The organism is Aeromonas sp. 102P, from assembly GCF_051920345.1.
Taxonomy (GTDB): Bacteria; Pseudomonadota; Gammaproteobacteria; order Enterobacterales; family Aeromonadaceae; genus Aeromonas; species Aeromonas veronii.
In genome coordinates, this window is record NZ_JBQBCZ010000001.1 from 4,388,496 (window position 1) to 4,412,990 (window position 24,495).

At 58.8% G+C, this 24,495-nt stretch carries 21 protein-coding genes and 1 pseudogene; 10 read left to right on the plus strand and 12 right to left on the minus strand.

Annotated elements, in window-relative coordinates; genetic code table 11:
- Nucleotides 1-249: 249 nt before the first annotated feature.
- From ACTG1K_RS20545 to ACTG1K_RS20560, 4 genes are all read right to left on the minus strand, one after another.
- Complete coding sequence (locus ACTG1K_RS20545) at nt 250-1,356, minus strand: 1-acyl-sn-glycerol-3-phosphate acyltransferase (protein ID WP_005362790.1); 1,107 nt, start codon at nt 1,354-1,356, stop codon at nt 250-252.
- A gap of 130 nt (nt 1,357-1,486) precedes the next feature.
- The gene (locus tag ACTG1K_RS20550) at nt 1,487-2,185 is read right to left on the minus strand and encodes an aspartate/glutamate racemase family protein (RefSeq protein ID WP_323928123.1); all 699 of its coding nucleotides are present in this window, start codon (nt 2,183-2,185) and stop codon (nt 1,487-1,489) included.
- A 126-nt stretch (nt 2,186-2,311) separates the two neighbouring features.
- Nucleotides 2,312-2,902, minus strand: a complete 591-nt coding sequence (locus ACTG1K_RS20555) for a LysE family translocator (RefSeq protein ID WP_040068358.1) — start codon at nt 2,900-2,902, stop codon at nt 2,312-2,314.
- Between the two features lie 125 nt (nt 2,903-3,027).
- Nucleotides 3,028-3,624 (minus strand): LysE family translocator, encoded by a 597-nt coding sequence (locus ACTG1K_RS20560; RefSeq protein WP_005335536.1) that lies wholly within the window; start codon nt 3,622-3,624, stop codon nt 3,028-3,030.
- 116 nt (nt 3,625-3,740) lie between these two features.
- On the opposite strand from ACTG1K_RS20560, the gene ACTG1K_RS20565 reads away from it, so the two are divergent.
- The 3 genes from ACTG1K_RS20565 (at nt 3,741) to ACTG1K_RS20575 (ending at nt 7,469) form a co-directional block, all read left to right on the plus strand.
- Complete coding sequence (locus ACTG1K_RS20565; protein WP_429150371.1) at nt 3,741-5,117, plus strand: PLP-dependent aminotransferase family protein; 1,377 nt, start codon at nt 3,741-3,743, stop codon at nt 5,115-5,117.
- A 54-nt stretch (nt 5,118-5,171) separates the two neighbouring features.
- Nucleotides 5,172-5,639 carry a hypothetical protein gene (locus ACTG1K_RS20570; RefSeq protein WP_429150369.1) on the plus strand — a complete coding sequence of 156 codons (468 nt, stop codon included), beginning with the start codon at nt 5,172-5,174 and terminating at the stop codon, nt 5,637-5,639.
- A 168-nt stretch (nt 5,640-5,807) separates the two neighbouring features.
- Entirely contained in the window at nt 5,808-7,469 is a 1,662-nt protein-coding gene (locus ACTG1K_RS20575; protein WP_440006572.1) for a hypothetical protein, read from the plus strand.
- A gap of 115 nt (nt 7,470-7,584) precedes the next feature.
- Here the strand turns inward: ACTG1K_RS20575 and ACTG1K_RS20580 are convergent, their stop codons facing one another.
- Entirely contained in the window at nt 7,585-7,998 is a 414-nt protein-coding gene (locus ACTG1K_RS20580; protein ID WP_278171925.1) for a CBS domain-containing protein, read from the minus strand.
- 154 nt (nt 7,999-8,152) lie between these two features.
- Between ACTG1K_RS20580 and ACTG1K_RS20585 the strand changes: the two genes are divergently transcribed.
- From ACTG1K_RS20585 to ACTG1K_RS20595, 3 genes are read left to right on the plus strand one after another with little or no spacing between them, the layout of a single operon-like run.
- Nucleotides 8,153-10,063 (plus strand): ABC transporter ATP-binding protein, encoded by a 1,911-nt coding sequence (locus tag ACTG1K_RS20585; RefSeq protein WP_440006574.1) that lies wholly within the window; start codon nt 8,153-8,155, stop codon nt 10,061-10,063.
- Nucleotides 10,056-10,517: a DUF2390 domain-containing protein gene (locus ACTG1K_RS20590; RefSeq protein ID WP_440006576.1), complete on the plus strand. Its 462-nt coding sequence runs from the start codon at nt 10,056-10,058 to the stop codon at nt 10,515-10,517. Before ACTG1K_RS20585 ends, ACTG1K_RS20590 begins: the two co-directional genes overlap by 8 nt.
- A complete protein-coding gene (locus tag ACTG1K_RS20595) occupies nt 10,511-11,365 on the plus strand; it encodes a 23S rRNA (adenine(2030)-N(6))-methyltransferase RlmJ (RefSeq protein ID WP_440006578.1) in 855 nt (284 codons plus the stop codon). The genes ACTG1K_RS20590 and ACTG1K_RS20595 overlap by 7 nt, the downstream gene beginning before the upstream one ends.
- Before the next feature lie 103 nt (nt 11,366-11,468).
- On the opposite strand, the gene ACTG1K_RS20600 is transcribed toward ACTG1K_RS20595, so the two are convergent.
- Nucleotides 11,469-11,675, minus strand: coding sequence for a hypothetical protein (locus ACTG1K_RS20600; RefSeq protein WP_440006580.1), 207 nt, complete (start codon nt 11,673-11,675; stop codon nt 11,469-11,471).
- Between the two features lie 191 nt (nt 11,676-11,866).
- Between ACTG1K_RS20600 and ACTG1K_RS20605 the strand changes: the two genes are divergently transcribed.
- Both ACTG1K_RS20605 and ACTG1K_RS20610 read left to right on the plus strand, forming a co-directional pair.
- Entirely contained in the window at nt 11,867-12,232 is a 366-nt protein-coding gene (locus ACTG1K_RS20605) for a DUF2061 domain-containing protein (RefSeq protein WP_042084552.1), read from the plus strand.
- Nucleotides 12,233-12,419: 187 nt separating this feature from the next.
- Complete coding sequence (locus tag ACTG1K_RS20610; protein ID WP_440006582.1) at nt 12,420-13,016, plus strand: MliC family protein; 597 nt, start codon at nt 12,420-12,422, stop codon at nt 13,014-13,016.
- Nucleotides 13,017-13,056: 40 nt separating this feature from the next.
- Here ACTG1K_RS20610 and ACTG1K_RS20615 read toward each other — a convergent pair whose 3' ends face one another.
- On the minus strand, nt 13,057-14,232 hold the full coding sequence (locus ACTG1K_RS20615; RefSeq protein WP_440006584.1) for an aspartyl protease family protein: 1,176 nt from the start codon (nt 14,230-14,232) through the stop codon (nt 13,057-13,059).
- 632 nt (nt 14,233-14,864) lie between these two features.
- On the opposite strand from ACTG1K_RS20615, the gene ACTG1K_RS20620 reads away from it, so the two are divergent.
- Nucleotides 14,865-15,680, plus strand: a complete 816-nt coding sequence (locus tag ACTG1K_RS20620) for a hypothetical protein (RefSeq protein WP_440006586.1) — start codon at nt 14,865-14,867, stop codon at nt 15,678-15,680.
- A gap of 204 nt (nt 15,681-15,884) precedes the next feature.
- Nucleotides 15,885-16,370 carry a GNAT family N-acetyltransferase gene (locus ACTG1K_RS20625; RefSeq protein ID WP_440006588.1) on the plus strand — a complete coding sequence of 162 codons (486 nt, stop codon included), beginning with the start codon at nt 15,885-15,887 and terminating at the stop codon, nt 16,368-16,370.
- A gap of 124 nt (nt 16,371-16,494) precedes the next feature.
- Here the strand turns inward: ACTG1K_RS20625 and eno are convergent.
- From eno to rlmD, 5 genes and pseudogenes are all read right to left on the minus strand, one after another.
- Nucleotides 16,495-17,795: pseudogene (gene eno, locus ACTG1K_RS20630) on the minus strand (phosphopyruvate hydratase).
- Between the two features lie 89 nt (nt 17,796-17,884).
- Nucleotides 17,885-19,522 (minus strand): glutamine hydrolyzing CTP synthase, encoded by a 1,638-nt coding sequence (pyrG, locus tag ACTG1K_RS20635; RefSeq protein ID WP_005335584.1) that lies wholly within the window; start codon nt 19,520-19,522, stop codon nt 17,885-17,887.
- 141 nt (nt 19,523-19,663) lie between these two features.
- A complete protein-coding gene (gene mazG / locus ACTG1K_RS20640) occupies nt 19,664-20,461 on the minus strand; it encodes a nucleoside triphosphate pyrophosphohydrolase (protein WP_440006590.1) in 798 nt (265 codons plus the stop codon).
- Between the two features lie 73 nt (nt 20,462-20,534).
- Nucleotides 20,535-22,748 carry a GTP diphosphokinase gene (relA, locus tag ACTG1K_RS20645; RefSeq protein ID WP_005335588.1) on the minus strand — a complete coding sequence of 738 codons (2,214 nt, stop codon included), beginning with the start codon at nt 22,746-22,748 and terminating at the stop codon, nt 20,535-20,537.
- 311 nt (nt 22,749-23,059) lie between these two features.
- The gene (rlmD, locus tag ACTG1K_RS20650) at nt 23,060-24,382 is read right to left on the minus strand and encodes a 23S rRNA (uracil(1939)-C(5))-methyltransferase RlmD (RefSeq protein WP_440006592.1); all 1,323 of its coding nucleotides are present in this window, start codon (nt 24,380-24,382) and stop codon (nt 23,060-23,062) included.
- Between the last annotated feature and the right edge of the window lie 113 nt (nt 24,383-24,495).

Consider the following 24,495-nt stretch of genomic DNA (forward strand, 5'->3'; position numbering starts at 1 on the left):
ACAGGTCCTTCAATAATGCCGTCTGCAATCCGTGCAAACCGGTTTAGAGCTTTTGCTCATGTTCAGCTATATGGGCACTGTTACACACTCGTCAGCACCTTGCCAAGAGACATAATCCCATTTTCATAGTGATCGTACCAGCTGAAACCATATTATTCACCACCCTTTCCCCCTCGACTTTGACCAGACGCAAAAACGGGCGCATCAGCGCCCGTTTTTTTCGCAAAACCGTTTAACAACCGGTTTCATTCAAGCCTTTTTGGCGTTTTCCACCGGTTTTGCGTACATGGCTCGCCAGATCGCCTTGTGCTCTTCCGGCACCTCTGACTGACGGGTCAGGAAGGCCGCCTGCTCGATGGTATTGGCCTTGCCGGAGACATCTGCCGCCAGATAGTTGCTGGGGAACAGGTGGTAACTGCTCCAGATCGCCTTGTCGATCAGCGCGGCCAGTTCGTCCGGATCGCTGAAGCCCTCGGTGATCGGCGCGCCGAAGGAGACGTGTACCCGCCCCTTCATGCCGACGATACCGGCGACGATACTCTCGATATCCTCGAACTCACCCTTCTCGTAGCTGCCGTTGACCGACTTCTCGTAGAGCTCGCGCGCCTTCGCCTTGTCGGTCGGGTCCAGCTCGTAGCTGATGCTGACCGGCACGATATTGAGGCTGCGCATGTAGTCGACGAAGTCGATCTTCTGCTTCTTGCCGTCGACGTAGAACATCTTGAGAATGGCGGGATCTGTCTTGTCATCGCCATTCTTGGCGCGCCCTTCCTTCTGGGCAATCCAGATGGAGTGACCTTCGTGGACCGAGTTGCCAATATAGGCAGACAGCTCGCCGAGCGCCTTCATCATCTCTCGCGGCCCCTTGGCGGAGCGTTTGACGATAAAGCTCTTGTTGAGCTTCATCAGCTCGGTGGCGCAGGGTTTGCGCAGCAGGTTGTCACCGATGGCGATGCGCACGGTATCGAAACCGTGGGTGTGCAGCCCCCAGTTGACGAACGCCGGATCCATGGCGATGTCTCTGTGGTTGGAGACAAACAGATAGCCCTGCTCTTTCTTCAGATGCTCGATCCCGGAGAAGGTCACCCCCTTGGTGGAGGTGGCGATCATGCGGGACATGTACCGGGTGACCCCCATCTGGACCTGATGCACAGTGGTCACTTTTGACCATTTGCGGCGCAGGAACAGGCGGATCATCGGGCGGATGGCCCAACCCAGCCAGCTCATCAGGGAACCGAAACGATACTTGGCGATGGCGCCGATAAATTCATCATCCTGGATCAGCCGTTCGATGGCTGCCGGCACTTCTTCATCGCGGTAGGGGCGAATATCCGCGAATCTATCTACTTCAGTCACAATGTCAGCCTTGCATGCTAGGAAACCGCAGCCAACCCGCGTTGGCCGGGGAAAATTCAGGGCGCAATTTTACACGCTTTTATGGCAAGGGGTATGAGACAAGCATGAATAGTGAGATCTGACCAGTTTATTAATCGGATGCCAGTGCCAGCGCGACCGCCGCCTCGGCATGAATGGCGGTGGTGTCGTAGAGCGGCACCGCCGCCCGGGCATCCCCCACCAGCAGGGCAATCTCGGTGCAGCCAAGGATCACCGCCTCGGCACCCGCAGCCGCCAGCCCCTCGATAATGGCCAGATACTCGGCCCGCGACGATTCACGGATCTCCCCCAGACAGAGCTCGTCATAGATGATCCTGTGTACCCGCTCCCGCTCAGCTTCGGCAGGCACCAGCACCGCCAACCCGAAGCGATCCTGCAAGCGCCCCTTGTAAAAATCCTGCTCCATGGTGAAGCGAGTGCCGAGCAGGCCGACCCGGGTTATCCCGTCCGCCTGCAATTTGGCCGCGGTAGCATCGGCGATATGGAGCAGCGGGATATCGATGGCTGCCTCAATCTCGGGCGCCACCTTGTGCATGGTGTTGGTGCCGATCAGCAAGAAATCGGCGCCGCCATCCTGCAACTTGCGCGCCTCCGCCGCCAGCAGGCGGGCGGTAGCGGGCCAGTCACCGGCATGCTGCAACCGCTCGATAGCGGCAAAGTCGACGCTGTTGAGCAGCACCCGCGCCGAGTGCAAGCCGCCAAGCTGCGCCCGCACCCCGCGATTGAGCGCCTGATAGTAACTGACGGTGGACTCCCAGCTCATGCCACCCAGCAGACCGATACATTTCATATGAACTCCTTTCATCCCAAGGGAGGGCAGAACCACGCCACCTTGCAGGCAAGGTCACTGGATCGAGATAAAAAAGGCCCCGCAGGGCCAACAAGACAGCCGGTAAAGGCCCGGGTCAACCCCGGGCTAAATCCAGATCATCCCGACACAGGCGGCCGTCGCCAGCCCCATGCCAAGATTGAAACGCCGCCAGCCCCGGGCGGTGCGAATGATTTGCCGCACCTGGGCACCAAAAAGCACCCAGAACGCCCCGGTGTAGAGGCCGGTAATAAAGAAGATCACCAACACCCAGAGCGCAGAGGGCCAGTAAGCCTCCCCCGCCAGGGTGAAACCGCTGATGGCGGAGAGCGCCATCATCCATGCCTTGGGATTGAGCAGTTGCAGCATGGCCCCCTGATGAGCGGGAATGAGCGGCCGGTTGCCCTCGGCCGGGCCGCTGGCGGTCGCCACCTTCCAAGCCAGCCAGAGCAGATAGGCCGAGCCGATAATCTTGAGGCCGTCGTGCAGCAGCGGCACCTTCTCGAACACCACACCAAGCCCCAGCGCGGTAGCGAGGATCATCAGATTGATCCCCCCCACCACCCCCACCAGCAGAGGAATCGTGCGGCGAAACCCCTGCGCCGCCCCGGCGCTGGTGAGCAACATATTGTTGGGCCCCGGCGTGCCGCAGGTAACCAGGGCAAACCCCGCCAGGGGCAGTAACCAGTTCAGATCCATCTCAACCTCTTGTCGATACAACGCACCCGTTATGGGGAAAGCCTTCTAATATGCAGAGCCAACCCCGTGGCGACAAGTCAGAAATGCCTCTTTCTAGGCCACCTCCCCCTCCAGCGCAACACGGCTCAATACCAGAGCATTACTACGCAGAGCGCCGTCAGCAGACCGAGAGAACCGTTGAGTCGGCGCCAGCCCCGATCCGAGCTGATCCAGTTGCTCAGCTGATGGCCGAACAGCACCCAGACAAAGCAGACCGGCAGGGCCACCAGTACAAACATGACCATCACCGCCAGCTGACTCGACCAGTAACTGGCGCCGGGCAGGCTGAACAGACTGATGGCGGAGATCCCCATCATCCACGCCTTGGGGTTGAGGAACTGAAAGCCCAGCCCCTCCAGCATGGTTAGCGGACGGGCCCTCCGTGCCGGATCCCCCGGCGCCCCGGCCACCGCGATACGCCACGCCAGCCACAGCAGATAGAGGCTACCGAAGATCTGCAAACCGAGGCGCAACAAGGGCCAGCGCTCGAACAGCGGATAGAGCCCCAGCGCCAGCACCAGTTGCAACACCGGCTGCCCCAGCCCCACCCCGAGCAGATGTGGCAGGGTGCGACGCACCCCGAAGTTGGCGCCGGAGGCTGTCAGCATCAGGTTGTTGGGCCCCGGCGTACCGCAGGTGAGTACGGCAAAACCGAACAGGGTGACATACCACTCCATCGTCATATTGTGACTCCTTGCTCGCCACATTGTATCGATACAATGTGTGCTATTCGGTTGTTATCAGGTTGAAATTCACGCTATATTGACAACAAATTTTGATCAATGGATTTATTGTCACCATGACAATCTGGACGCCCGACCTTGCGGCCTTCGATGGCCCCCTCTACCTCAAGCTGGTCAAAGCGATCGAACAAGGGATCGTGAATGGCGAGCTGCCACCGCAGACCCGATTGCCTACCCACCGATCCCTGGCGGATCGTCTGGGTGTCACCGTCGGCACCGTCACCCGCGCCTACAGCGAGGCGGAGCGGCGCGGCCTGCTGGCCGCCCGGGTGGGCCACGGCACCTGGGTCAAGGGAGCGAACACGGATCCCGCCAATGAGTGGGTGATCCGCCAGGAGGAGGGGCACCGCATCGAGCTGTGGCAGAACCTGCCGGTGCAGCTGGATCGGGCGGCCATCATTCGCCCCATGCTGGGGGAAGTGGCGGACGGGGATCTCAACGCCCTGCTCGGCTACGACCAGGAGGCGGGACGACCGGATCAGCGCCAGCAGTTCGTCGACTGGCTGGCGGAGCAAGGGGTGGCCTGCAGTGAGGATCGCCTGCTGTTCAGCCACGGCGCCCAGCACGGCATCATGCTGGCGCTGCTGGCGACCGGCTGCGTGGGGGAGACCATTCTGTGCGAGGGGCTGAGCTACCCCGGCATGCTGGGCAACGCTCGCCAGCTGAAGAATCAGGTGGTGGGACTGGCGATGGACGAGGAGGGGCTGCTGCCCGAGGCGCTGGACGCCGCCTGCCGCACCCGCCGGGCCAAGCTGCTCTACCTCACCCCGACCCTGCAAAACCCCACCACCGCCATCATGAGTCAGGCGCGGCGGGAGGCCATCGTCGCCATCGCCCGTCGCCACGATCTGCTGATCATCGAGGATGACGTCAACGGCCTGCTGCCCCAGCAACCTGTGATCCCTCTGGTCAATCTGGCGCCGGAGCGGGTCATCTATCTGGGCAGTCTGGCCAAGATCGCCTGCGGCGGTCTGCGGGTGGGCTTCGTGCTGACGCCCCCTGCCCTGCGCAGCGCCTTCGCCCAGACCATGCGGCTGTCGAGCTGGATGGTGAGCCCGCTGCTGATCGAGCTCGCCTGCAAAATGGTCAGTCAGCGCCAGATCATGCCGCTGGTCGAGCAGCAGCGAGAGATCCTCAAACGCCGTGGCGAACTGCTGCGCCACCTGCTGCCCGCCGCCCGCTGGCAGCCGGGCAGCATGCACGCCTGGCTGCCGCTGCCGGAGCCCTGGCGCAGCCAGCAGTTTGCCGCTGCCGCCGATGCCCTTGACGTTGGCGTGGCGAGCGGGGAACACTTCGCCGCCGGTCAGTTTGCCGCTCCGCAGGGGGTGCGCCTGAGCCTGAGCCAACCCGCCACCGACGCCCGGGTCGGCGAAGGGCTGGCCCGTCTGGCGCAACTGCTGCAGGGGACGCCCCCCAGCAATCCCCTGCTATAGTCAGGGCCAGCCGACCTGACCTTCACGCTTCATCGTCATAGCCAAGGAGATGCCGTGCCCCCCATCAGAGCCGCCCTGCTGCTTGCCACCCTGTTGCTGGGTGGCTGCGCCTCGTCAACGACCCACCAGCAGCTGGGGGCGGCACTCAATGGACTGGAAGGGGAGTTGCAACGACTGGAAGAGGAGCTGGCGGCGATGAACGGCTTGCACTATCAAAAGGCGATCGATGCCCCGCTCAGTTTGCGCCGTGCGCTCGGGGCGCCGCTGCCCACCCCAGAGGGGCTGGTGCCGGTGACCAGCAAGCTGGAGGATGGGCCACTCCTTCGCTATCAATACCGACTGCCAGCGGGGATGGCGAGCCTGCCCCAGGACAACCTCTGCCAGCGCTACGAGTTCGAGCTACGCCATCTGGGCCGCCTCGGCAAGCTGGAATTGAGCTGGCTGGGGGAACAGGGCAAGGGGTCGCGGCTGATCCGCCAGAGCGACAGCCCCTTCGGGACGCAGATCCGCCCTCGGCAATAACAGGTTGCCGCCCTGAGAGGTGGCATAACCGATTGAAATAACAGCCCATAGTGCGCCCTCCAGTACCCTGCTGGCTACTGTCAGCTTTTCACTCAGCGAGTGCTGTGCCTATGTTCCTCTTGGGTCTACCATAATCAACCTAATGGTTTGCTCACAGGAAGTACCTGCATGACGATACTGCTGCTTGAAGAGGATCCCCTGCTCCGTAGCGCCATCACCCGGGAACTGACCGAACAGGGAGTGCCCGCCGACCGGATCCACTACCACAGTCATCCAAACCACGAGCGCAGTGGCCTGCTGGCCCTGCTGCAACAGCACGCCTTCGACGCCATCATCTGTCAGCAGGACAAGCAGCAGGATCTTGACGGAGCCCGGCTGCTGCACGAAGCGCACTATCTCGGCCTGCTGCAACCCGGTTGCGTATTGCTGCTGCTCGATGCCGACCAGAGCGAACAGGAGTTTCTCCCCTCGGATCTCTACTTCTCCCTCTATCTGCCCCTCCCCTTCATGACCCAACAGCTCACCGCAGTGCTCGGCCAGCTGGTGAAGTTAAGCAACCTGACCCGCACGCTGGCCGCCCCCATTCTGCTGCGGGAGTGGCAACTGGCTACCGCCCTCTGTGAAGACCTGCTGTTTCAACGAGAGAATCGCTCGCTGACCCCCTGGCTGGATCGACTCAAGGGCTACCTGCTGTTGCAATCAGCCGAGCGGATCACCGCCGCCCAGCACTATGCCCTCTGTGCCAACGAGTATCAGGCGAGCTGGCCAAGGGCCGGGCTCTTCTACGCCATGCTGGGGCTCGGCAAATTGCAGAGCGCCCGGACCGACTTGCAGCGCCATCAAGCCAGCGTCTCGATGGCCACCCTGCTGGAGCTGCAACTCGCCAGCCAGCTGCATCAGCATCACTGGCTGGCGGCGTGGGAGACCATGGGAGAGCTGCTGCAGATCCGCCCCCATCAGCCGCGCTGGCACCAGCTGGCGATGTTGCTCGGGCTGGTGCTGCAAGATGAGGAGAAGGTGCTGGAGCAGGCCAACAGCCTGACCCTGCGCCACTTCAGCGAGCAGCGCGTCCGGCTCGCCATCGACAGCTTCATGCTCAATGCCAGTCTGGCAGTGTTGTGGCACGCCCCCTCCAGCAACCGGATCCGCTCCCTGCAACAGGAGTGGGAGCACCTCAAGCGCACCGTCCACCTGCAACCCCACGAATATGAGCTGCTGCAGGCGTTGATACTGGGGCTGGATTACCGCTTCGACGAGGCGCTGATCCTGATTGCCCACCACCAGCCGGATGAGGGGAGCGACAACCACCTCACCCTGCTGCTCGGCTTTGCGGTCAGCCAGTTCTGCGGTTTGCCCCACCACGCCCAGCGCTACCTGACCCAGCTGACCCAATACCGCGTCAGGGTGGCGCCCCACCCGCTCACCCGCCAGCTGTTCCACCATCTGGTGGCCGAGCTGGGCCAGCGTCTGACGGCGAGAGAGCAGCGGCTGAACGAACTGCGCCAGCTACGCCACAAGGCGATGCAGGCCAGCCAATATCAGACAGCCCTGCAAGCGGGCTTGCAGCTGCTGGAGGAGTTCCCCGCCCTGCCGGGCGATGCCTGGCAACTGCTGGAGCTGCTGCAACACTGCTGGCCAGCGGGTATGGCCGCTCCCAGGGTGGCGCTGCTGGTTGATACCCTGGAGCGACGCCTCAAGCACAGCCCCGCGTTTCTCGATCAACATGCCCGGCAGTACCAGCGCACCCTGCAGGAGATCCGCACCCATCTTCAGCCGCACCTCTCCGGCAGCGGCCCCTCCTGTCTTGTCGCAGGGCAGCCCGAGCCATGATGATGCTGGCGGCGTGCAAACCGGCATTGTCGGCAAAGCCAATATAGAGAGAGGGGAGCCTTGGCTCCCCTCTCTCTATTTGTTCTCTGTCAGCTGATGGCGATGAGCGTTGGGCTCAAACCAGCGCGTCACTCTCCAGCGCCGCCTTGAGAAAATCTTTCCAGCTGATGATGCCGACCAGAGCGCCATTCTCCAGCACCGGCAGGCAGGATACCCCCTTATCCAGCATCAGCTTGACGCCGTCGCGCACGGTGAGATGGGGAGCGATGGTGACGAGCTGACGACTCATGATCTGGTGGGCCCGCTTGTTGAGGGTTTCGGTATCGCGGCTCATCTCGGCTTCGGAGTCGAGATAGGGGCTGATAGCGCGGAACAGATCCCGATCCGAGATGACCCCCACCAGCTCCTCCTCTTCCAACACCAGCAGATGGCGAAAGTGTGCCTGCTCGAAGATATCCCTGATGACTCGGAGTCGATCATCCATTGAAACGGTGGCGACCCGGGTCGTCATAATATCCCTGATATGCATGCTAACCTCCCGTAACCAAACTGGTTTCTCTGTTATGGCATGTTTTTGCAGCGCCAGCCAGTGGCCAGCCCTTCGCTACAGTGCAAATCAGCGTCATTTCACGTAAGATCCGCGCCAGTTTTTCTCCTCCATTTTGAGCAAGCAGATCCCACCCATGATAGTTGCCAGTCAAATCGAACTGATCCGCGGCGGCCGCAAGCTGCTGGACAACGCCTCCGCCACCATTCACCCCGGCCACAAAGTGGGTCTGGTGGGCAAAAACGGCTGTGGCAAGTCCACCTTTTTTGCACTGGTACGGGGCGAGCTGGCCATCGACAGCGGCACCTTCAGCCTGCCCGCTGGCTGGCAGATCGCTGGTGTCGCGCAGGAGACCCCGGCGCTCGACTGCTCCGCGCTCGAGTACGTGATCGACGGCGACAAGGAGTTCCGCTCGCTGGAAGCCCAGCTGGTGCAGGCCGAGCAGGATGACAATGGTCTGCTGGTGGCCGAGCTGCACGGTCGCCTCGATACCATTGGCGCCTACAGCATTCGCGCCCGCGCCGCCGAGCTGCTGCACGGCCTCGGTTTCAGCGACGAACAGCTCAGCTCGCCGGTGCGCAGCTTCTCCGGTGGCTGGCGCATGCGCCTGAACCTAGCTCAGGCGCTGCTCTGCCGCTCCGATCTGCTGCTGCTGGATGAACCGACCAACCACCTGGATCTCGACGCCGTCATCTGGCTGGAGAAGTGGCTCAAGGGCTATCAGGGCACGCTGGTGCTCATCTCTCACGACCGCGATTTCCTCGATTCGGTCATCAGCCGCATCATCCATATCGAGAACGGCAAGCTCAACGAATACACCGGCGGCTACTCCGACTTCGAACTGCAGCGCGCCGAACAGCTGGCCCAGCAGCAGTCGATGTACGAGAAGCAGCAGCGGGAGATGTCCCACATGCAGGCGTATGTGGACCGCTTCCGCTACAAGGCCTCCAAGGCCCGTCAGGCCCAGAGCCGCCTGAAAGCGATGGAGCGGATGGAGAAGATCCTGCCCGCCCACGCCGACTCGGAATTCAGCTTCGAGTTTCGCGAGCCGTCGGCCCTGCCGACCCCGCTCATCGCCATGGAAAACCTCTCTGCCGGTTACGGCGACAAGGTGATCCTGGAGAAGATCAAACTCAATCTGGTACCGGGTTCGCGCATCGGTCTGCTCGGCCGCAACGGCGCAGGTAAATCGACCTTTATCAAGATGCTGTCGGGCTCCAACCCGCCGCTGTCGGGCAAGCTCGAAGTGAGCGCTGGGGTGAGCATCGGCTACTTCGCCCAGCATCAGCTGGAGACCCTGCGTCTCGATGATTCCCCGCTCGATCATCTGGCCCGCCTCGCGCCGGACAAGACCGAGCAGGAGCTGCGCAACTATCTGGGCAGCTTCGGTTTTCACGGTGACAAGGCGCTCGACAAGGTGGCCCCCTTCTCCGGCGGCGAAAAAGCGCGGCTGGTGCTGGCGCTGATCACCTGGCAAAAGCCGAACCTCTTGCTACTGGATGAACCGACCAACCACCTGGATCTGGAGATGCGCCACGCCCTGACCATGGCGCTGCAAGGCTTCGAAGGGGCCATGGTAGTGGTCTCCCACGACCGTCACCTGCTGCGCACCACCACTGATGACTTCTATCTGGTGCACGGTGGCCGGGTCGAGCCGTTCGACGGCGATCTGGACGACTACCACAAGTGGCTCGGCGAGCAGGAGAAAGAGGCCAACGCCAAACCGACGGATGGCCCCGTCTCTGCCAACTCGGCGGTGGCGCGCAAGGATCAGAAGCGGCGCGAGGCGGAATTCCGCCAGCAAACCCGTCCCCTGCGCCAGAAGCTCGAAAAGCTCGAAGTGAGCATGGAGAAACTGCAGGGCAAGCTGGCCGACATCGAGAGCCAGCTGGCCGATCCGGCCATCTACGAAGAGAGCGCTAAAACCAAGCTCTCCGAGCTGCTCAAATCCCAGGGCCCCCTCAAGGAGCAGTTGGAAGAGGTGGAGCTGGAGTGGATGAGCCTCTCAGAAGAGCTGGAAACCATGGAGCAAGCCTTCTTTGCGTGACGAACAGCTGATGGTCAGCGAGCGGGTCGCGGTCCACGAATTGCCGACGCCGATCGGCTTCTGGCACTGGAGCGGCAAGGTCTATGGTGAGCGCAGCCAGGATTGGCTCACCGTGCAGGAGCAGGGGGGCAACGTCAATCTGGCGCTGCTGCTGCACCGACTTGATCAACTCGGCATCGTGGTCGATCTCACAGACCTGCAACCGGCGCTGGTGCAGACCGAGGCGGTGCTGACCCCGTGGCGCGCCCTGCGCCATAGCGCCAAGACGCGACTCGACGAGCAGCAGTATCAGTCGATGCTGGCCCACGAACTGGAGCTGGAGCGGCTGCAACAGGGCGTCCTGTTGCAGACCCTGCGCAGCCTCTCCCTGTTTCGCGGCAACAGCCGCAATTTGTTGAACTATCTATCGTTACTGGGTGCCCAGCAGGGCCCCCTCAGAGATCTAATATGCTGAGCTACCGCCACGCCTTTCACGCCGGCAACCATGCCGACGTGCTGAAACATGCCGTTCAGGCCCTGATCATCGAGTCCCTCAAGAAGAAGGAGAAACCCTTCATCGTGCTGGACACCCATGCCGGTGGCGGTCTCTACGACCTGCGCGGCGACTGGTCCCAGAAGAAGGCCGAGTATGCCGACGGCATCGGTCGCCTGTGGGACGAGCGGGCCCAGTGGTCTGCCATGGCCCCCTATCTCGGCATCATCGAAGAGATGAACAGCGATGGCCAGCTGCACTACTACCCCGGCTCGCCGGAGCTGTCCCGTCGCCTCACCCGCGAGCAGGACAAGCTGGCGCTGATGGAGCTGCACAACAACGAGGTCGAAGACCTGCGCGCCAACATGGGTTATGACCCTCGCGTCGCCGTACACCACCGTGACGGCTTCGAGGGGCTGATCGCGCTGCTGCCGCCGACCCCGCGCCGCGGGCTGGTGCTGATCGATCCGCCCTATGAGCTCAAGGAAGATTACTTCGCCGTGGTCGACACCCTGAAAAAGGCGCAGAAGCGCTGGGCGACCGGCATCTACGCCCTCTGGTATCCGATCCTCGGGCAGGAGGCGGACAAATCCCGCGACATGCTGCGCGCCATCAAGCGCGAGAACTTCGGTAACGTACTGGTGGCCGAGCTGGAAGTGGCCGGTCAGACTGCCGACTGGGGCATGAACGGTTCAGGCATGCTGATCATCAGCCCGCCCTGGATGCTGGACGAGCAGATTGAAACCTTCCTCAAACCACTGTGCGCCAAGCTGGCGCAGGGCGCCGGCGCCCAGTACAAGGTCGAGTGGCTCAACAAGGCCGAAGGTTAATCCCCCGCCCCACAGCGACCACAAAGTTGAAACGCAAAAGCCCCATCACGGGGCTTTTTCTATTGGTGCAGCCGGTGTGTGCGGCAGCCTGAACCTGCGCGCCCTATGAGCGGGCGGGCAGATCCTGTTTCAGCGTAACCAGCAACAGGGCCAGCAGGCCAAAGGGCGGAAACAGACAGAGCAGGGAGCAGATAAGGGTGATCAGCGCCGGATGCTCGCTCTTGCGGCGCGCCAGTCGCCAGGCGATGACGCCGACGATGACCATCAACAACGCAATGAACTGGCCAAGCAGGGTGGCATTGATATTCATGAAAGATCCTTTTTCATGGGCAAGTGTGAAGAACCTGTACTTTATCGCCTTGGCTGCGATTGGCAACCGCTGAACCGCACCGGCCACTCGCCCGTTGATAGGTTCTCTCTATTCTGTCAATAGATGAGAATAGTTTTCATTTAATCTCATTTCGGCGGATACTCTCATCATCAACAGAGGGAGCCGCCATCATGAAAAAGACCATCAGCTTTGCCATCTTGCACTTCGGTGTCGCCTTTACCGTGGCCTACCTGCTGACCGGTGAACTGCTGACCGCCAGCCTGATCGCCCTGATCGAGCCCGCCGTCAACACGGTCGCCTTCTACTTTCATGACCTTGGCTGGCACAAGCTCAAGCCAAATCACAGCCTGCAGGCCAAGACCAGCAGCTTCGCGGTGGTCCACTTCTCGGTGGCCTTCGGGGTGGCCTTCCTGCTGAGCGGCGAGCTGCTCACCGGCGGCGTGATGGCGATGATCGAACCGGCCATCAACACCGTGGTGTTCTTCTTCCACGAGCGGCTGTGGCGCGCCCGCAGTCAACAACTGGCGCTGGCCTGATCGACCGGGCAACCCGCCTCCCCCCTTTATCGCGGCCACAAAAAACCCGACATTCCGGCCAGGAGTGTCGGGTTTTTCCGTTTGGCAGCCATTCAGCAGTGCAAGTGGGCTCGGCTCACCTGCTGCATTGCCCTGTAGAGTGTGCTGTAGTAGGCAGATATGCCCTCTTCATTGCTGGAACCTATCGATGAACATGACCTTGCTTGCCCCCCTGCTGTTTGCCCCTCTGCTCGCCAGTGCCGCAACCCCCTCCTTTGACTGCACCAAAGCCTCCGGGTCGGTCGAAAACCTGATCTGCAAGGATGCCGGACTGGCCGCCCTTGATAATGAACTGGCGGCCCTCTACCCCAAGGCGATTGCCGCGCTCTCTCCCGAACAGCTCAAGACCGAGCGTGCCATGCAGCGCGGCTGGATCAAGGGTCGCAACGACTGCTGGAAGGGGCAGGATCTGCGCCAGTGTGTGGAGGATAACTACCTGCTGCGGATCACCGAACTGCAAATCAGCGGCGGCCAGCTGATGGTGCCGGCACCGGTCAACTACCAGTGCGGCAAGAACGTCACTCTCTCTACCTACTTCTATAACGATGCCAAGCTGCCCGCCGCGGTGATCAACCTGAGCGAGGGCGACAAGCAGCAACAAGTGCTCGCCTATGAAGCCCCCAGCGCCAGCGGCGCCCGTTATGAAGGGCAAAACCTCACCTTCTTCACCAAGGGGGACGACGCCACGCTGGAGCGTTACGGCCAGCCAACCCTCACCTGCATGGAAAATCCGACCAAGGGCTGAGGCTCATGGGGGCGGCTCGTCTTGCCGCCCCCCACCTTGACTAGATAGCGATATCCAGCGGTTTTCCTTCCCGCACAATCCGCAACTTGAGCGACCCCGGCTTGCTGGTGCTGAGCAGTTCACGCACCTTGTCGATATCGAGGGGACGATAAGCCACCCCGTTGATCTGCTCCAGAATGTCGCCATTGGCCAGACCATAAGGGGCAAGATCCCGTTCGTCGCTGTAGTAGACCTGCAGATGCTCGCCATCAAAACGCACCCCGATATTGCGCAGGACTGGCGGCACTTTGCGCGCCAGGCTGTCGGCATCGTAGCAGAGCATCATCCGCCCGGGCATGATCGCAAAGCGATTGAAGCGGTTAACAAAATCCAGCCCCAGACCATACTGCTCATTGCTGTTTTCCGACACGCGCAGCTCACCGAGCTGGCGCTCATCAAAGTGCAGGCCGGTGAGGATATGGTCACGCCCCTCCACCATACCGCTGGCATCCACCCCTTTGCGTGGCATCGCATCTTCGCCAGAGATCGCCTCCTGGCTCGCCATAAAGTCGATAAAGGCATGGTCGGCATAGCTCTGATCGGCCCCGGTATCCAGATACATGCGCACGCTGCTCTCGCCGTGGGTCAGATAGACTGCCGGGGAGCGGTTGTAGCTATCTTCATAGCCGATGCAACGCTCGAACGTGGCTGCCGACGGAGCCGTCAGCGAAGCCGTGAGCTGATGCCTGTCGCGATCAAACACCCAGTTGAAACGGCGGATGGTGTCGATCCCGAGGATGCCATCGATACGGCTGCCAAGAGACTGGGAGAAAAGATCGAAATCAACGGTTGCCCACAGATCGCTGTCATCAATGGTGACCGACCCCAGCGAGAAGGGCTGCGGCTCAACAAAGCCAAGCTGCTCGCTGCCCAGTTGGCTCGAAACGCTGCTCACAGTGGCAAAATCAGCCTGATAGGCCCTGGGCAATTCGCTTAAGGTCAGCGCCTTGAAGCGGCTGGCCAGACGACGATCGATAAAGGTGATACTGGCCCCGGTATCCAGCAAAAACTGGTACTGCTCACCGGCGATGGTGACGGGGATCAGGGGGGCACTTTCGTAATGCACTGTCAGCACCGGGCCGGGTGCATTGCGTTTGGCGGATGAATCCGGGGCTGTGCAGCCTTGGACGACGAACAGGACCAACATGGCCAGCGCCACTTTGAACTGCGACTTCATAACTCTCCTTCCCGATAGCAGATGCCCCCGCGACGCCACCACATAATGCTATCTTGTTGATTTATAGATAAATAAGCTATTTCAGCGGGGAATGCGGACAATAACAAAGAGTTTTATGCTGGTTCAAGCCGGATATGACCATGAATATTCTATGGTGATAGATGAAAAATGGTTGTCCACGCTATCTCGGCGCGTCATCAATCGCGGGGGATATTTGATTAATTTATTGATCTTGCACAGAAAATCTCAATATTGAGCTTTCTCTCCACAGCGCCATGGTTAATATTGCCATTTGGCAACACTTGCCTCGTCGGAGTCTCCCATGAGCCATGCCAACCCCATCCCGTTGGTGAACCGCAGCAGACTGGAAGCTGAAATTCAGGGGCGGTAGCCATGTCAGCGCTTGCCATGGCTAACGTCACACGGCGTTTCTATACAGTCGTAATTATTGTGAAAAAGAAGAGATCAAGCGAATACGTATAGTTTCATGTGGGTAAAGATAAGAATATGATTTTAAAAATTAATTATCGCAGCCTGTATCCGGTTTTAGCGGAGTTAGATGGAAGGCTGTATTAATGTTTTAGTACCATATTCCATCTGATTACTGTTATAAGAATTGGAGAAGTTAGTCTGTGTCAATTTATCATTACACTGATTTAAACGCAGTTAAATCAATCATAGAAACTAGAAAGCTGAGGTTAACAGACAGCCGATATTTGAATGACTCAAAAGAACTATCTGATGGTCTTACCTTTATTTATGACGCAATAGAAAATGGTAGTTGGTCGGAAAGTTCTAGAGCACAACGCAAAAGAGCCATTGAATATATCAAGTCTGAAATCAATGAGTACTTGCTGTATGGAACAGAAGAAGACCCCATTTTTATCTGTTCTTTTAGTTTAAAATCGGATCTCTTGAGTCAGTGGCGTTCATATGGAATGTTTGCCATTGAGTTTGAAGAACTTGACCTTGAGAATGAAGGATTCACCCTCAGGAAATGCTTATATGACAGTGATGAAAAGCGGGAAAATGCCAGACAAGCAACAAAGGAGGCTGTTTTAGGTTTAGAGTCTTTTTTTCAGAGAAATGATGGCCAGTTTTTCGGTGATGCATTTGATTTCGTTCCCAAGTTGATTGAACTAGCATCAGTTTTCAAAGACTCTGGTTTTACAGAGGAAAGTGAAATTAGACATGCTGAGGCTGTTGGAGAAAAATATCCAAAGACCATGTTCCGTGTTAAAGGTAATATTTTAGTTCCTTACATTGAAAAAGAAATTTCTCTATCTTCAATCAAGGCTATTCACGTGGGCCCAGTTCCTGATAGGAAAATGGTTGTTAACTCGTTAGAACAATACATTCGTTTTATGTGGAACAAATATGAAGGAGAATTTGGCTGGTCAGAACATCATATAGAAATAATCGAATCAAAAATACCATACCGTGGGTAAATAATTATAAAAAATGCTTGAACAGGGGCTGCCAACAAGTAGCGTTTTTATCATGCGTTGAGTTTTGTGGCTACGCTGTTATACGGAATCGTGGTAGCGATACGAGTATGTCGTGATAGTACCAATTGCCTTTATAGACCGACTTTTATACGGTCTCTTTATTCACCTATATATTTACTGGCGTAATACTACCCAAGGAGATTAATGAAACCTGACTTAACCAGCACACGGATTGTACTGCGCACCATTGGCCCGCAGGATGCCGCCGATCTGTTCGAGATTTATGGCAATCCGCTGACCATGGAGTTTGCCTCTGATCCCTGCTTTACCTCTCCCACCATGGTGGCGCAGTTGATGGCAAGCGTGGTGCGGCTGGAGCAAACGGGGGAGTCGCTAGAGTGGGCGATTGTCGAGCGGAAGAGCAATAAGGTGATCGGCACCTGCGGCCTGCACAGTTTCAGTGAGGCGGGCCACTGCTGCGAGGTGGGTTGCCTGCTCAATGCGGCCTATTGGCGCAGAGGGTTTATGTCGGAGGCGCTGGGATTGCTGTTCGCCCACGCCAGCACGTTGGGAGTCACCCGCCTCACCGCAGATATCGATGCAGATAACGTCCGCTCTATCGCCCTGTTTGAAAAGCTGGGCTTCAAGGCGCATGCAGGGCGCTATCAGCGCATGCACCCCTTTGTCTGACCCGAGACCAGAGGCACAACGCCCTCGCCTCTCAGGCCGTTGTGGCAAGGATCAGGCATAAAAAAACCGGAACCCAAGGGTTCCGGTTTTTTTTCATTCCAGCCGAGGCTGGCAAACCAGCAAATTAAGCCTGGTTTTTAACTTCTTTCAACCGCGGAAAGGAGCTTTGGCACCCAGAGCTTCTTCGATACGGATCAGCTGGTTGTACTTGGCAACACGGTCAGAACGGCTCATGGAACCGGTCTTGATCTGGCCAGCAGCGGTACCAACAGCCAGGTCGGCGATGGTCGCGTCTTCGGTCTCACCGGAGCGGTGGGAGATGACGGCAGTGTAGCCAGCGTCTTTGGCCATCTTGATGGCAGCCAGAGTTTCGGTCAGGGAACCGATCTGGTTGAACTTGATCAGGATGGAGTTGGCGATGCCGTTGTCGATACCGCGCTTCAGGATCTTGGTGTTGGTTACGAACAGGTCGTCACCCACGATCTGGATTTTCTTGCCCAGTTCAGCAGTCTGGTAGGCGAAACCTTCCCAGTCAGATTCGTCCAGGCCATCTTCGATGGAGACGATCGGGAACTTGGTGGTCAGGTCAGCCAGGAAGTCGGAAAAACCGTTGGAGGTGAAGACACGACCTTCGCCTTTCAGGTTGTACTCTTTCTTCTCTGCGTCGTAGAACTCGGAAGCAGCGCAGTCCATAGCCAGGGTGATGTCGGTGCCCAGTTTGTAACCGGCAGCGGCAACGGCTTCAGCGATAACTTCCAGCGCTTCGGCGTTGGATTTCAGGTTCGGAGCGAAACCACCTTCGTCACCAACTGCAGTGTTGTAGCCCTTGGACTTCAGCACTTTGGCCAGGTTGTGGAACACTTCTGCGCCCATGCGAACGGCTTCTTTCAGGGTCTTGGCGCCAACCGGCTGGATCATGAACTCCTGGATGTCGACGTTGTTGTCGGCGTGCTCACCACCGTTGATGATGTTCATCATCGGCAGCGGCATGGAGTAAACACCCGGGGTGCCGTTCAGCTCGGCGATGTGGGCGTACAGCGGCATGCCTTTGGCAGCAGCGGCAGCTTTGGCGTTAGCCAGGGAAACAGCCAGGATGGCGTTGGCGCCGAACTTGGATTTGTTCTCGGTACCGTCGAGGTCGATCATGATCTGGTCAACGGTGGCCTGGTCCTTGGCATCTTTACCCAGCAGAGCTTGAGCGATCGGACCGTTTACAGCTTCGATGGCTTTCAGCACGCCTTTACCCAGGAAACGGCTCTTGTCGCCGTCACGCAGTTCCAGCGCTTCGCGGGAACCGGTGGACGCGCCAGACGGAGCGGCTGCCATACCAACAAAACCACCTTCCAGGTGAACTTCGGCCTCAACGGTCGGGTTACCACGGGAGTCGATGATTTCACGACCGATCACTTTAACGATCTTGGACATGTGTATTTCCTCAGGTTTCGTAAAAAAACAACAAAAATATGCCAAAAAAAGCGGCTGTGGCACAGTGCCCCAACCGCATTTATTTTCAATTACTTCAAATTACGCTTCTGATACTCGCCTGCCGCCTTCACAAAACCGGCGAACAGAGCGTGGCCATCACGGGGAGTAGAGGTGAACTCCGGGTGGAACTGCGCAGCCACGAACCAGGGGTGATCCGGGATCTCGATGATTTCCACCAACTTCTTGTCGGCGGAGAGACCGGTCACTTTCAGACCTGCCGCTTCAATCTGCGGCAGCAGCTTGTTGTTGACTTCGTAACGGTGACGGTGACGCTCGTAAATGGTCGGGCTGCCGTACATCTGACGCACTTTGGAATCTTCGACCAGGTGGCAGAGCTGGGAACCCAGACGCATGGTACCGCCCAGATCAGACTTCTCGGTACGGGTCTCGACGTTGCCCTCTTCATCCACCCACTCGGTGATGAGGCCGACGACCGGATACGCGCAATCTTTCTTGAACTCGGAGGAGTGAGCCCCTTCCATGCCCGCCACGTTGCGAGCGAATTCGATCATGGCAACCTGCATGCCGAGGCAGATACCCAGGTAGGGGATCTTGTTCTCGCGGGCATACTGGGCAGCCAGAATTTTGCCTTCCACACCGCGCTCACCGAAGCCACCCGGCACCAGGATCGCGTCCAGACCTTCCAGCAGCTCGGCGCCACGGGTCTCGATATCCTGAGAGTCGATGTACTTGATGTTGACGGAGTGACGGGTCTTGAGACCACCGTGCTTGAGCGCCTCGTTGACGGACTTGTAAGCGTCCGGCAGGGAGACGTATTTGCCGACCATACCGATGGTCACTTCACCAGTCGGGTTGGCCTCTTCGTAGATAACCTGTTCCCACTCGGAGAGATCGGCTTCTTTGCACTCCAGACCGAAACGCTCGGTGAAGTAGGAGTCCAGATTCTGGGATTTCAGCAGTGCCGGGATCTTGTAGATGGAGTCGACGTCTTTCATGGAGATGACGGCGCGCTCGGGCACGTTGCAGAACAGGGCAATCTTGGCGCGCTCGTTGGCCGGAATGGCACGGTCGGAGCGGCAGATCAGCACATCCGGCTGGATACCGATGGAGAGCAGCTCTTTAACGGAGTGCTGGGTCGGCTTGGTCTTCACTTCACCGGCAGCAGCCAGGTAAGGAACCAGCGTCAGGTGCATGAACATGGCGTTGTTGCGGCCCACTTCGGCGGCCAGCTGACGAATGGCTTCGAGGAACGGCAGGGACTCGATGTCACCTACGGTACCGCCCACTTCGACGATGGCAACCTGATGGCCTTCGGCACCGGCAATCACCCGCTCTTTGATGGCGTTGGTGATGTGCGGGATAACCTGAATGGTGGCGCCCAGATAGTCACCACGACGCTCTTTACGCAGTACGTCGGCGTAGATACGGCCGGTGGTAAAGTTGTTGCGACGGGTCATCTTGGTGCGGATGAAACGCTCGTAGTGACCCAAATCCAGATCGGTTTCGGCCCCGTCCTCGGTTACGAACACTTCACCATGCTGGGTCGGGCTCATGGTGCCCGGATCCACGTTGATGTACGGGTCCAGTTTCATGATGGTCACATCCAGACCACGGGCTTCCAGAATGGCTGCCAGAGAAGCTGCGGCAATGCCTTTGCCGAGGGATGAAACAACGCCACCAGTAACAAAAATATATTTGGTCGTCATGCTGAACCTGAAAGAAGTTTAGGGAATTTTAAGGGGTGCTTCGGGGATGAAGCAGGACGGGGAAACAGTATACCAAAAACCCCTCTCCCAAACAATGAGCAAAAATCTATCAGGCTCACCGTCCCCCCATCTTGCGCCAAATCAACTTTGCTCGGTTTCCTTCGCCTTATCCCAGGCGGCATCGAGCTTTTCCAGGGTGCAATCGGTCATTTTCAAGCCTTCTGCGGAGATTATCTGCTCAACCTGACGAAAACGACGTTCGAACTTGGCGTTGGCACCGCGCAATACCTGCTCCGGATCCTTGCCCAGATGACGCACCAGATTGACGGTGGCAAACAGCAGGTCACCGAGCTCATCGCTCACCCGCGCCTCGTCCACATCGGCCATCAATGCCTCTTCCATCACCTCGTCGATCTCTTCGTGGATCTTGTCCACCACAGGCCCCAGCGTCTTCCAGTCAAAACCGACAGTGGCGCAGCGTTTCTGAATTTTGGCGGCGCGGGTCAGGGCAGGCAACGCCTGCGGGATGTCGTCCAGCACGCTCTCTTTGTCGAGGGCCGCCCGCTCTTTGGCTTTTTCCGCCTCCCAGTTCGCTTTTACCGCCTGCTCGTTGGAGAGATCTGCATCGGAAAAAACGTGGGGGTGACGGCGAATGAGCTTCTCGCTCACTGTATCGACGATATCGGCAAAGTCGAACAAGCCCCGCTCTTTACCCAGCTGGGCGTAAAACACCACCTGAAACAGCAGATCCCCCAACTCCCCTTTCAGCCCCTGCCAATCTTCGGTCTCGATGGCATCGGCCACCTCGTAGGCCTCTTCCAGGGTGTGCGGCACTATGGTCTGGAAGTCCTGTTTCAGATCCCAGGGACAGCCGTTTTGCGGATCACGCAAACGAGCCATGATGTCGAGCAGTTGGGGCAGATCGTAACGTTGGGACATGGGATATTCGCTTTCGATTCGTTCAAAAAGGGTCGTAAATGCAGACCGGCCACTGGGGCCGGTCGGTTCGATATCAAAGCCGTTTGGCGCTGATCACGTCGTTAAGCTGACTGAGCTTGGCCAACGCCCGGTTGAAGGCGTTGATGTTGTAAATTTCCAGCTCCATGTCGATCTCGGCGGTCTGTTCGCGCACATTGGAGCGTGAGCGCACCCCCATCACATTGATCTTCTCGTTGGCCAGCACGGTAGTGATATCGCGCAGCAGGCCGGAGCGATCGTTGGAGATGATCCGGATGGTGAGGCCATAGCCGCCGGAGTAGTTCTCCCCCCACACCGCATCGATCAGCCGCTCCGGGTTGCGACGTGACAGCTCTTTCAACTGCTCGCAATCTTCCCGGTGGATCGAAACGCCGCGCCCCATGGTGATAAAGCCCTGAATGGAGTCCCCCGGAATGGGCTGGCAGCAGCGGGCGATATGGGTCATCAGGTTGCCGACCCCTTCCACCACTATGTGGTCTTTGGGCTTGTGGCGCATCGGCGCGTTGGCCTTCTGCTCCAGCTTCTCCAGCAAGCGGCGATCTTCCTCTTCCGCCGTCGGCTTGTTGTAGCAGGTGTCGAGATAATTGAGCACCTGGTTGATGCGGATATCGCCGCTGCCGATACCGGCCAGCAGATCGTCGGTGCTCTCCAGATTGAAGCGGCGCAGCATGTTGCCCTTGTCGATCTTGGACATGCTGAGGTTGTGGCGATCCAGCTCCTTCTCGAACAGCTCGCGACCGGCCACGATATTCTTGTCCCGATCCAGCTTTCTGAACCAGGTCGCCACCTTGGCCCGCGCCCGACTGGAGCGCAGAAACCCGGCGTTGGGGTTCATCCAGTCGCGGCTCGGGTTCGGCTCCTTCTGGGTGATCACCTCCACCTGATCGCCGGTCTGCAGCGCGTAGGTGAACGGCACGATACGGCCATCAATCTTGGCGCCAATGCAGCGGTGGCCGATCATGCTGTGGACGTGATAGGCAAAATCGAGCGGGGTGGCGCCAGCCGGCAGGTCGATGACATCCCCTTTCGGGGTGAAGACGTAGACTCTGTCCTCGAACACCTGACTGCGCAGATCCTCGAGCAGGGAGCCGCTCTCGGAGAGATCTTCCTGCCAGGCGAGCAGCTTGCGCAGCCACTCGATCTTGTCTTCGAAGGTGTTGGCCTTGCCGCCAGCCTGCGCCCCTTCCTTGTAGCGCCAGTGCGCCGCGACGCCGAGTTCGGCATCCTGATGCATCTGGTCGGTACGGATCTGGATCTCGACAGTCTTGCCCTCCGGCCCCACCACTACGGTGTGGATCGACTGATAGCCGTTGGGTTTGGGGTTGGCGACATAGTCGTCAAACTCGCGAGGAATGTGGTGGAACTGGGTATGCACGATGCCGAGCGCCGCATAGCAATCCTGCAGCCGCTTGGTCACTACCCGCACCGCGCGCACGTCGAACAACTCGTTGAATTCGAGGTGCTTCTTCTGCATCTTGCGCCAGATGCTGTAGATGTGTTTCGGCCGACCGTACACCTCGGCGTCAACTCCCGCCTCTTTCAACCCATTACGCAGGGATTGCACAAACTCGCGGATGTAGCGCTCGCGGTCGAGCCGCTTCTCGTCGAGCTGCTTGGCGATCTGTTTGTAGGTATCCGGGTGCAGGTAACGGAAGGCGAGATCTTCCAGCTCCCACTTGAGCTGGCCGATGCCCAGACGGTTGGCGAGCGGTGCATAGATGTTGGTGATCTCCTGGGCCATCAGCACCCGGGTCTCTTCATCTGCCGTCTTCGCTTCCCGCAGGCAGGCGATCCGCTCCGCCAGCTTGATGACCACGGCGCGCACATCCTCGACCATGGCAAGCAACATGCGGCGCACGTTGTCGACCTGCTCCGGCGAGGTTTCGCTGCGATGGAGGGTCTGCAGGGAGCGGATGGCCTCCATCTCCAGCACCCCTTCCACCAGCTTGGCGATCTTGGAGCCGAAATCCTCGTCCATCCGCTCCTGGCTGATGAGACCGGCTTCGACGAAGGGGTAGATGATGGCGGCCTTGAGGGTACCGATATCCATGCTGAGCATCTGCAGGATACCCACCATTTCGATGCCGCGCACCAGCAGCTTGCTGGTCAGCGCCTCGTCACCGAGCGTCAGACAATACTGGTAGACGGTTCGCAGCTGATCCTTTTCACTGTCACTCAAGGAGAGCGAGCTGACCCACTCTTCCAGGGTGAAGTTGTCTTTCAAATGAATATCGCGAACCGCAACCATGGTATCAATCCTTTAAATTATCGGGCCGAAAGCTGTCACTTTCCCCCCTCATGAGATTGCCTCAAATGGGGATATCCAGCGCACTTTTCAAGGCATATTGTCCAGAAAGACAATAGAGCGCGCCAACAGGCCCTGCCGAACGACGAGGTTCTAGATTACCCCAATCACATCAGCTCAAACAGCCGCAGACATGCCAGATTACATATCCGCATCGCCGTACCGATGAGCAGGATTACTTCATATACACACCTGCTCAAAGAGTAACGAACATGCCGGATGACCTATCCGGCATCGCCGAACTGATGAGTCATTTACTCCCGTTCAAACAGCGCCATGGACTCCAGATGACCGGTGTGAGGGAACATGTCGAGCATGCCGAGGCGCACCAGACGGTAACCCCCTTTCACCAGTACCTGACTGTCCCGCGCCAGGGTGACCGGGTTACAGGAGACGTAGACCACCCGCTTGGGTGAAAGTTTCACGACGTGCCCCATCACTTCCAGCGCGCCGGGGCGAGCCGGATCCAGCAGCACCAGATCAAACCCTTCCCGCGCCCAGGACATGCCGACGATGTCATCGCTCAGGTCGGCCTTGTAGAAACGGGCATTGGTGATGCCGTTGCGACGGGCGTTCTCTTCGGCCCGCTGCACCATGGCCAGTTCACCTTCCACACCCACCACTTCGCGAGCCTGACGGGCCAGCGGCAGGGTGAAGTTGCCGATACCGCAGAAGAGATCGAGCACCTTGTCATCCTTGCTCGCCCCGAGCCATGTCAGCGCCTGCTCAACCATGCTCTGGTTGATGGGGCCGTTGACCTGAATGAAGTCACCCGGAGCAAATGCAAGAGACAGACCATCCAGCGAATAGGATGGGGAAAATTGTTGCTGCAGCGCTTCGATGCGATCATCGGCCGCTTGCAGATAGAGGTCGATCCCCTGCGCTTTTGCAAACTCCACCAGCAGGGCGCGATCCGCCTCATTGGGGCGGCCGGTGTGGCGCAGCAGCATCATGATCCCCTGCTCCGCCTGGATAAGCTCCACATGGCCCAGCTCACGCTGGCTCTTCAAGCGATTGAGGCACTCACGCAGCGGGGCAATCAGCGCAGAGAGCGGCTCGGCCAATACCGGGCAACCGTCGATCTCCACCAGATCGTTGCTGTTGCGGCGGCGGAAACCGACCCGGGTGCAGCGACCGTTCTTGTCAAATTTGATGGCCAAACGACAGACCCGGCGATAGGCACGATCTTCACCGGTCAGTACCGGCTCCAGCGCCGGCGCCTTGATGTTGCCCAACCGCTCGAACAGGCTGACCAGTCCGGCCGCCTTGGCGGCTTGCTGATCGGCAACCGACATGTGCTGGGCACTGCAACCGCCGCACTCGCGATAGTGGCGGCAGAAGGGGGCGATACGGTTGGCTGCCGGGGTAACCACCTGTTGCAAGGCGGCGTGACCATACTGCTTTTTCTCTTCGGTGATGCGTGCCTTGACGGTCTCGCCGGGCAGTGCCCCTTCGACGAAGATCGCCTTGCCCTGATGGCGACCGATACCGACGCAGTGGTGATCGAGGGTGTCTATCGTAAATTCAATGCGTTGGAGCTGGGTGGACTTCTTTTGGGGCTTGAAAAACTGGGCCATAAAACTTGGTGCCTATAGGTGGCTATGTCATGATTGTGGAATCTGCTGCCGGGTATTGTCCCACAAGAATAATAGTATGACCAAATACGGCCACAGAGCCCGTGTATTGCCAT

Excerpts from the sequence above, each read along its gene's own strand:
- ACTG1K_RS20550 (WP_323928123.1), bottom strand. The coding sequence starts at position 2,185 with ATGAAATGTATCGGTCTGCTGGGTGGCATGAGCTGGGAGTCCACCGTC.
- ACTG1K_RS20555 (WP_040068358.1), bottom strand. The coding sequence starts at position 2,902 with ATGGATCTGAACTGGTTACTGCCCCTGGCGGGGTTTGCCCTGGTTACC.
- ACTG1K_RS20560 (WP_005335536.1), bottom strand. The coding sequence starts at position 3,624 with ATGACGATGGAGTGGTATGTCACCCTGTTCGGTTTTGCCGTACTCACC.
- ACTG1K_RS20565 (WP_429150371.1), top strand. The coding sequence starts at position 3,741 with ATGACAATCTGGACGCCCGACCTTGCGGCCTTCGATGGCCCCCTCTAC.
- ACTG1K_RS20575 (WP_440006572.1), top strand. The coding sequence starts at position 5,808 with ATGACGATACTGCTGCTTGAAGAGGATCCCCTGCTCCGTAGCGCCATC.
- ACTG1K_RS20580 (WP_278171925.1), bottom strand. The coding sequence starts at position 7,998 with ATGCATATCAGGGATATTATGACGACCCGGGTCGCCACCGTTTCAATG.
- ACTG1K_RS20585 (WP_440006574.1), top strand. The coding sequence starts at position 8,153 with ATGATAGTTGCCAGTCAAATCGAACTGATCCGCGGCGGCCGCAAGCTG.
- ACTG1K_RS20595 (WP_440006578.1), top strand. The coding sequence starts at position 10,511 with ATGCTGAGCTACCGCCACGCCTTTCACGCCGGCAACCATGCCGACGTG.
- ACTG1K_RS20600 (WP_440006580.1), bottom strand. The coding sequence starts at position 11,675 with ATGAATATCAATGCCACCCTGCTTGGCCAGTTCATTGCGTTGTTGATG.
- ACTG1K_RS20605 (WP_042084552.1), top strand. The coding sequence starts at position 11,867 with ATGAAAAAGACCATCAGCTTTGCCATCTTGCACTTCGGTGTCGCCTTT.
- ACTG1K_RS20610 (WP_440006582.1), top strand. The coding sequence starts at position 12,420 with ATGAACATGACCTTGCTTGCCCCCCTGCTGTTTGCCCCTCTGCTCGCC.
- ACTG1K_RS20615 (WP_440006584.1), bottom strand. The coding sequence starts at position 14,232 with ATGAAGTCGCAGTTCAAAGTGGCGCTGGCCATGTTGGTCCTGTTCGTC.
- ACTG1K_RS20625 (WP_440006588.1), top strand. The coding sequence starts at position 15,885 with ATGAAACCTGACTTAACCAGCACACGGATTGTACTGCGCACCATTGGC.
- pyrG (WP_005335584.1), bottom strand. The coding sequence starts at position 19,522 with ATGACGACCAAATATATTTTTGTTACTGGTGGCGTTGTTTCATCCCTC.
- mazG (WP_440006590.1), bottom strand. The coding sequence starts at position 20,461 with ATGTCCCAACGTTACGATCTGCCCCAACTGCTCGACATCATGGCTCGT.
- relA (WP_005335588.1), bottom strand. The coding sequence starts at position 22,748 with ATGGTTGCGGTTCGCGATATTCATTTGAAAGACAACTTCACCCTGGAA.
- rlmD (WP_440006592.1), bottom strand. The coding sequence starts at position 24,382 with ATGGCCCAGTTTTTCAAGCCCCAAAAGAAGTCCACCCAGCTCCAACGC.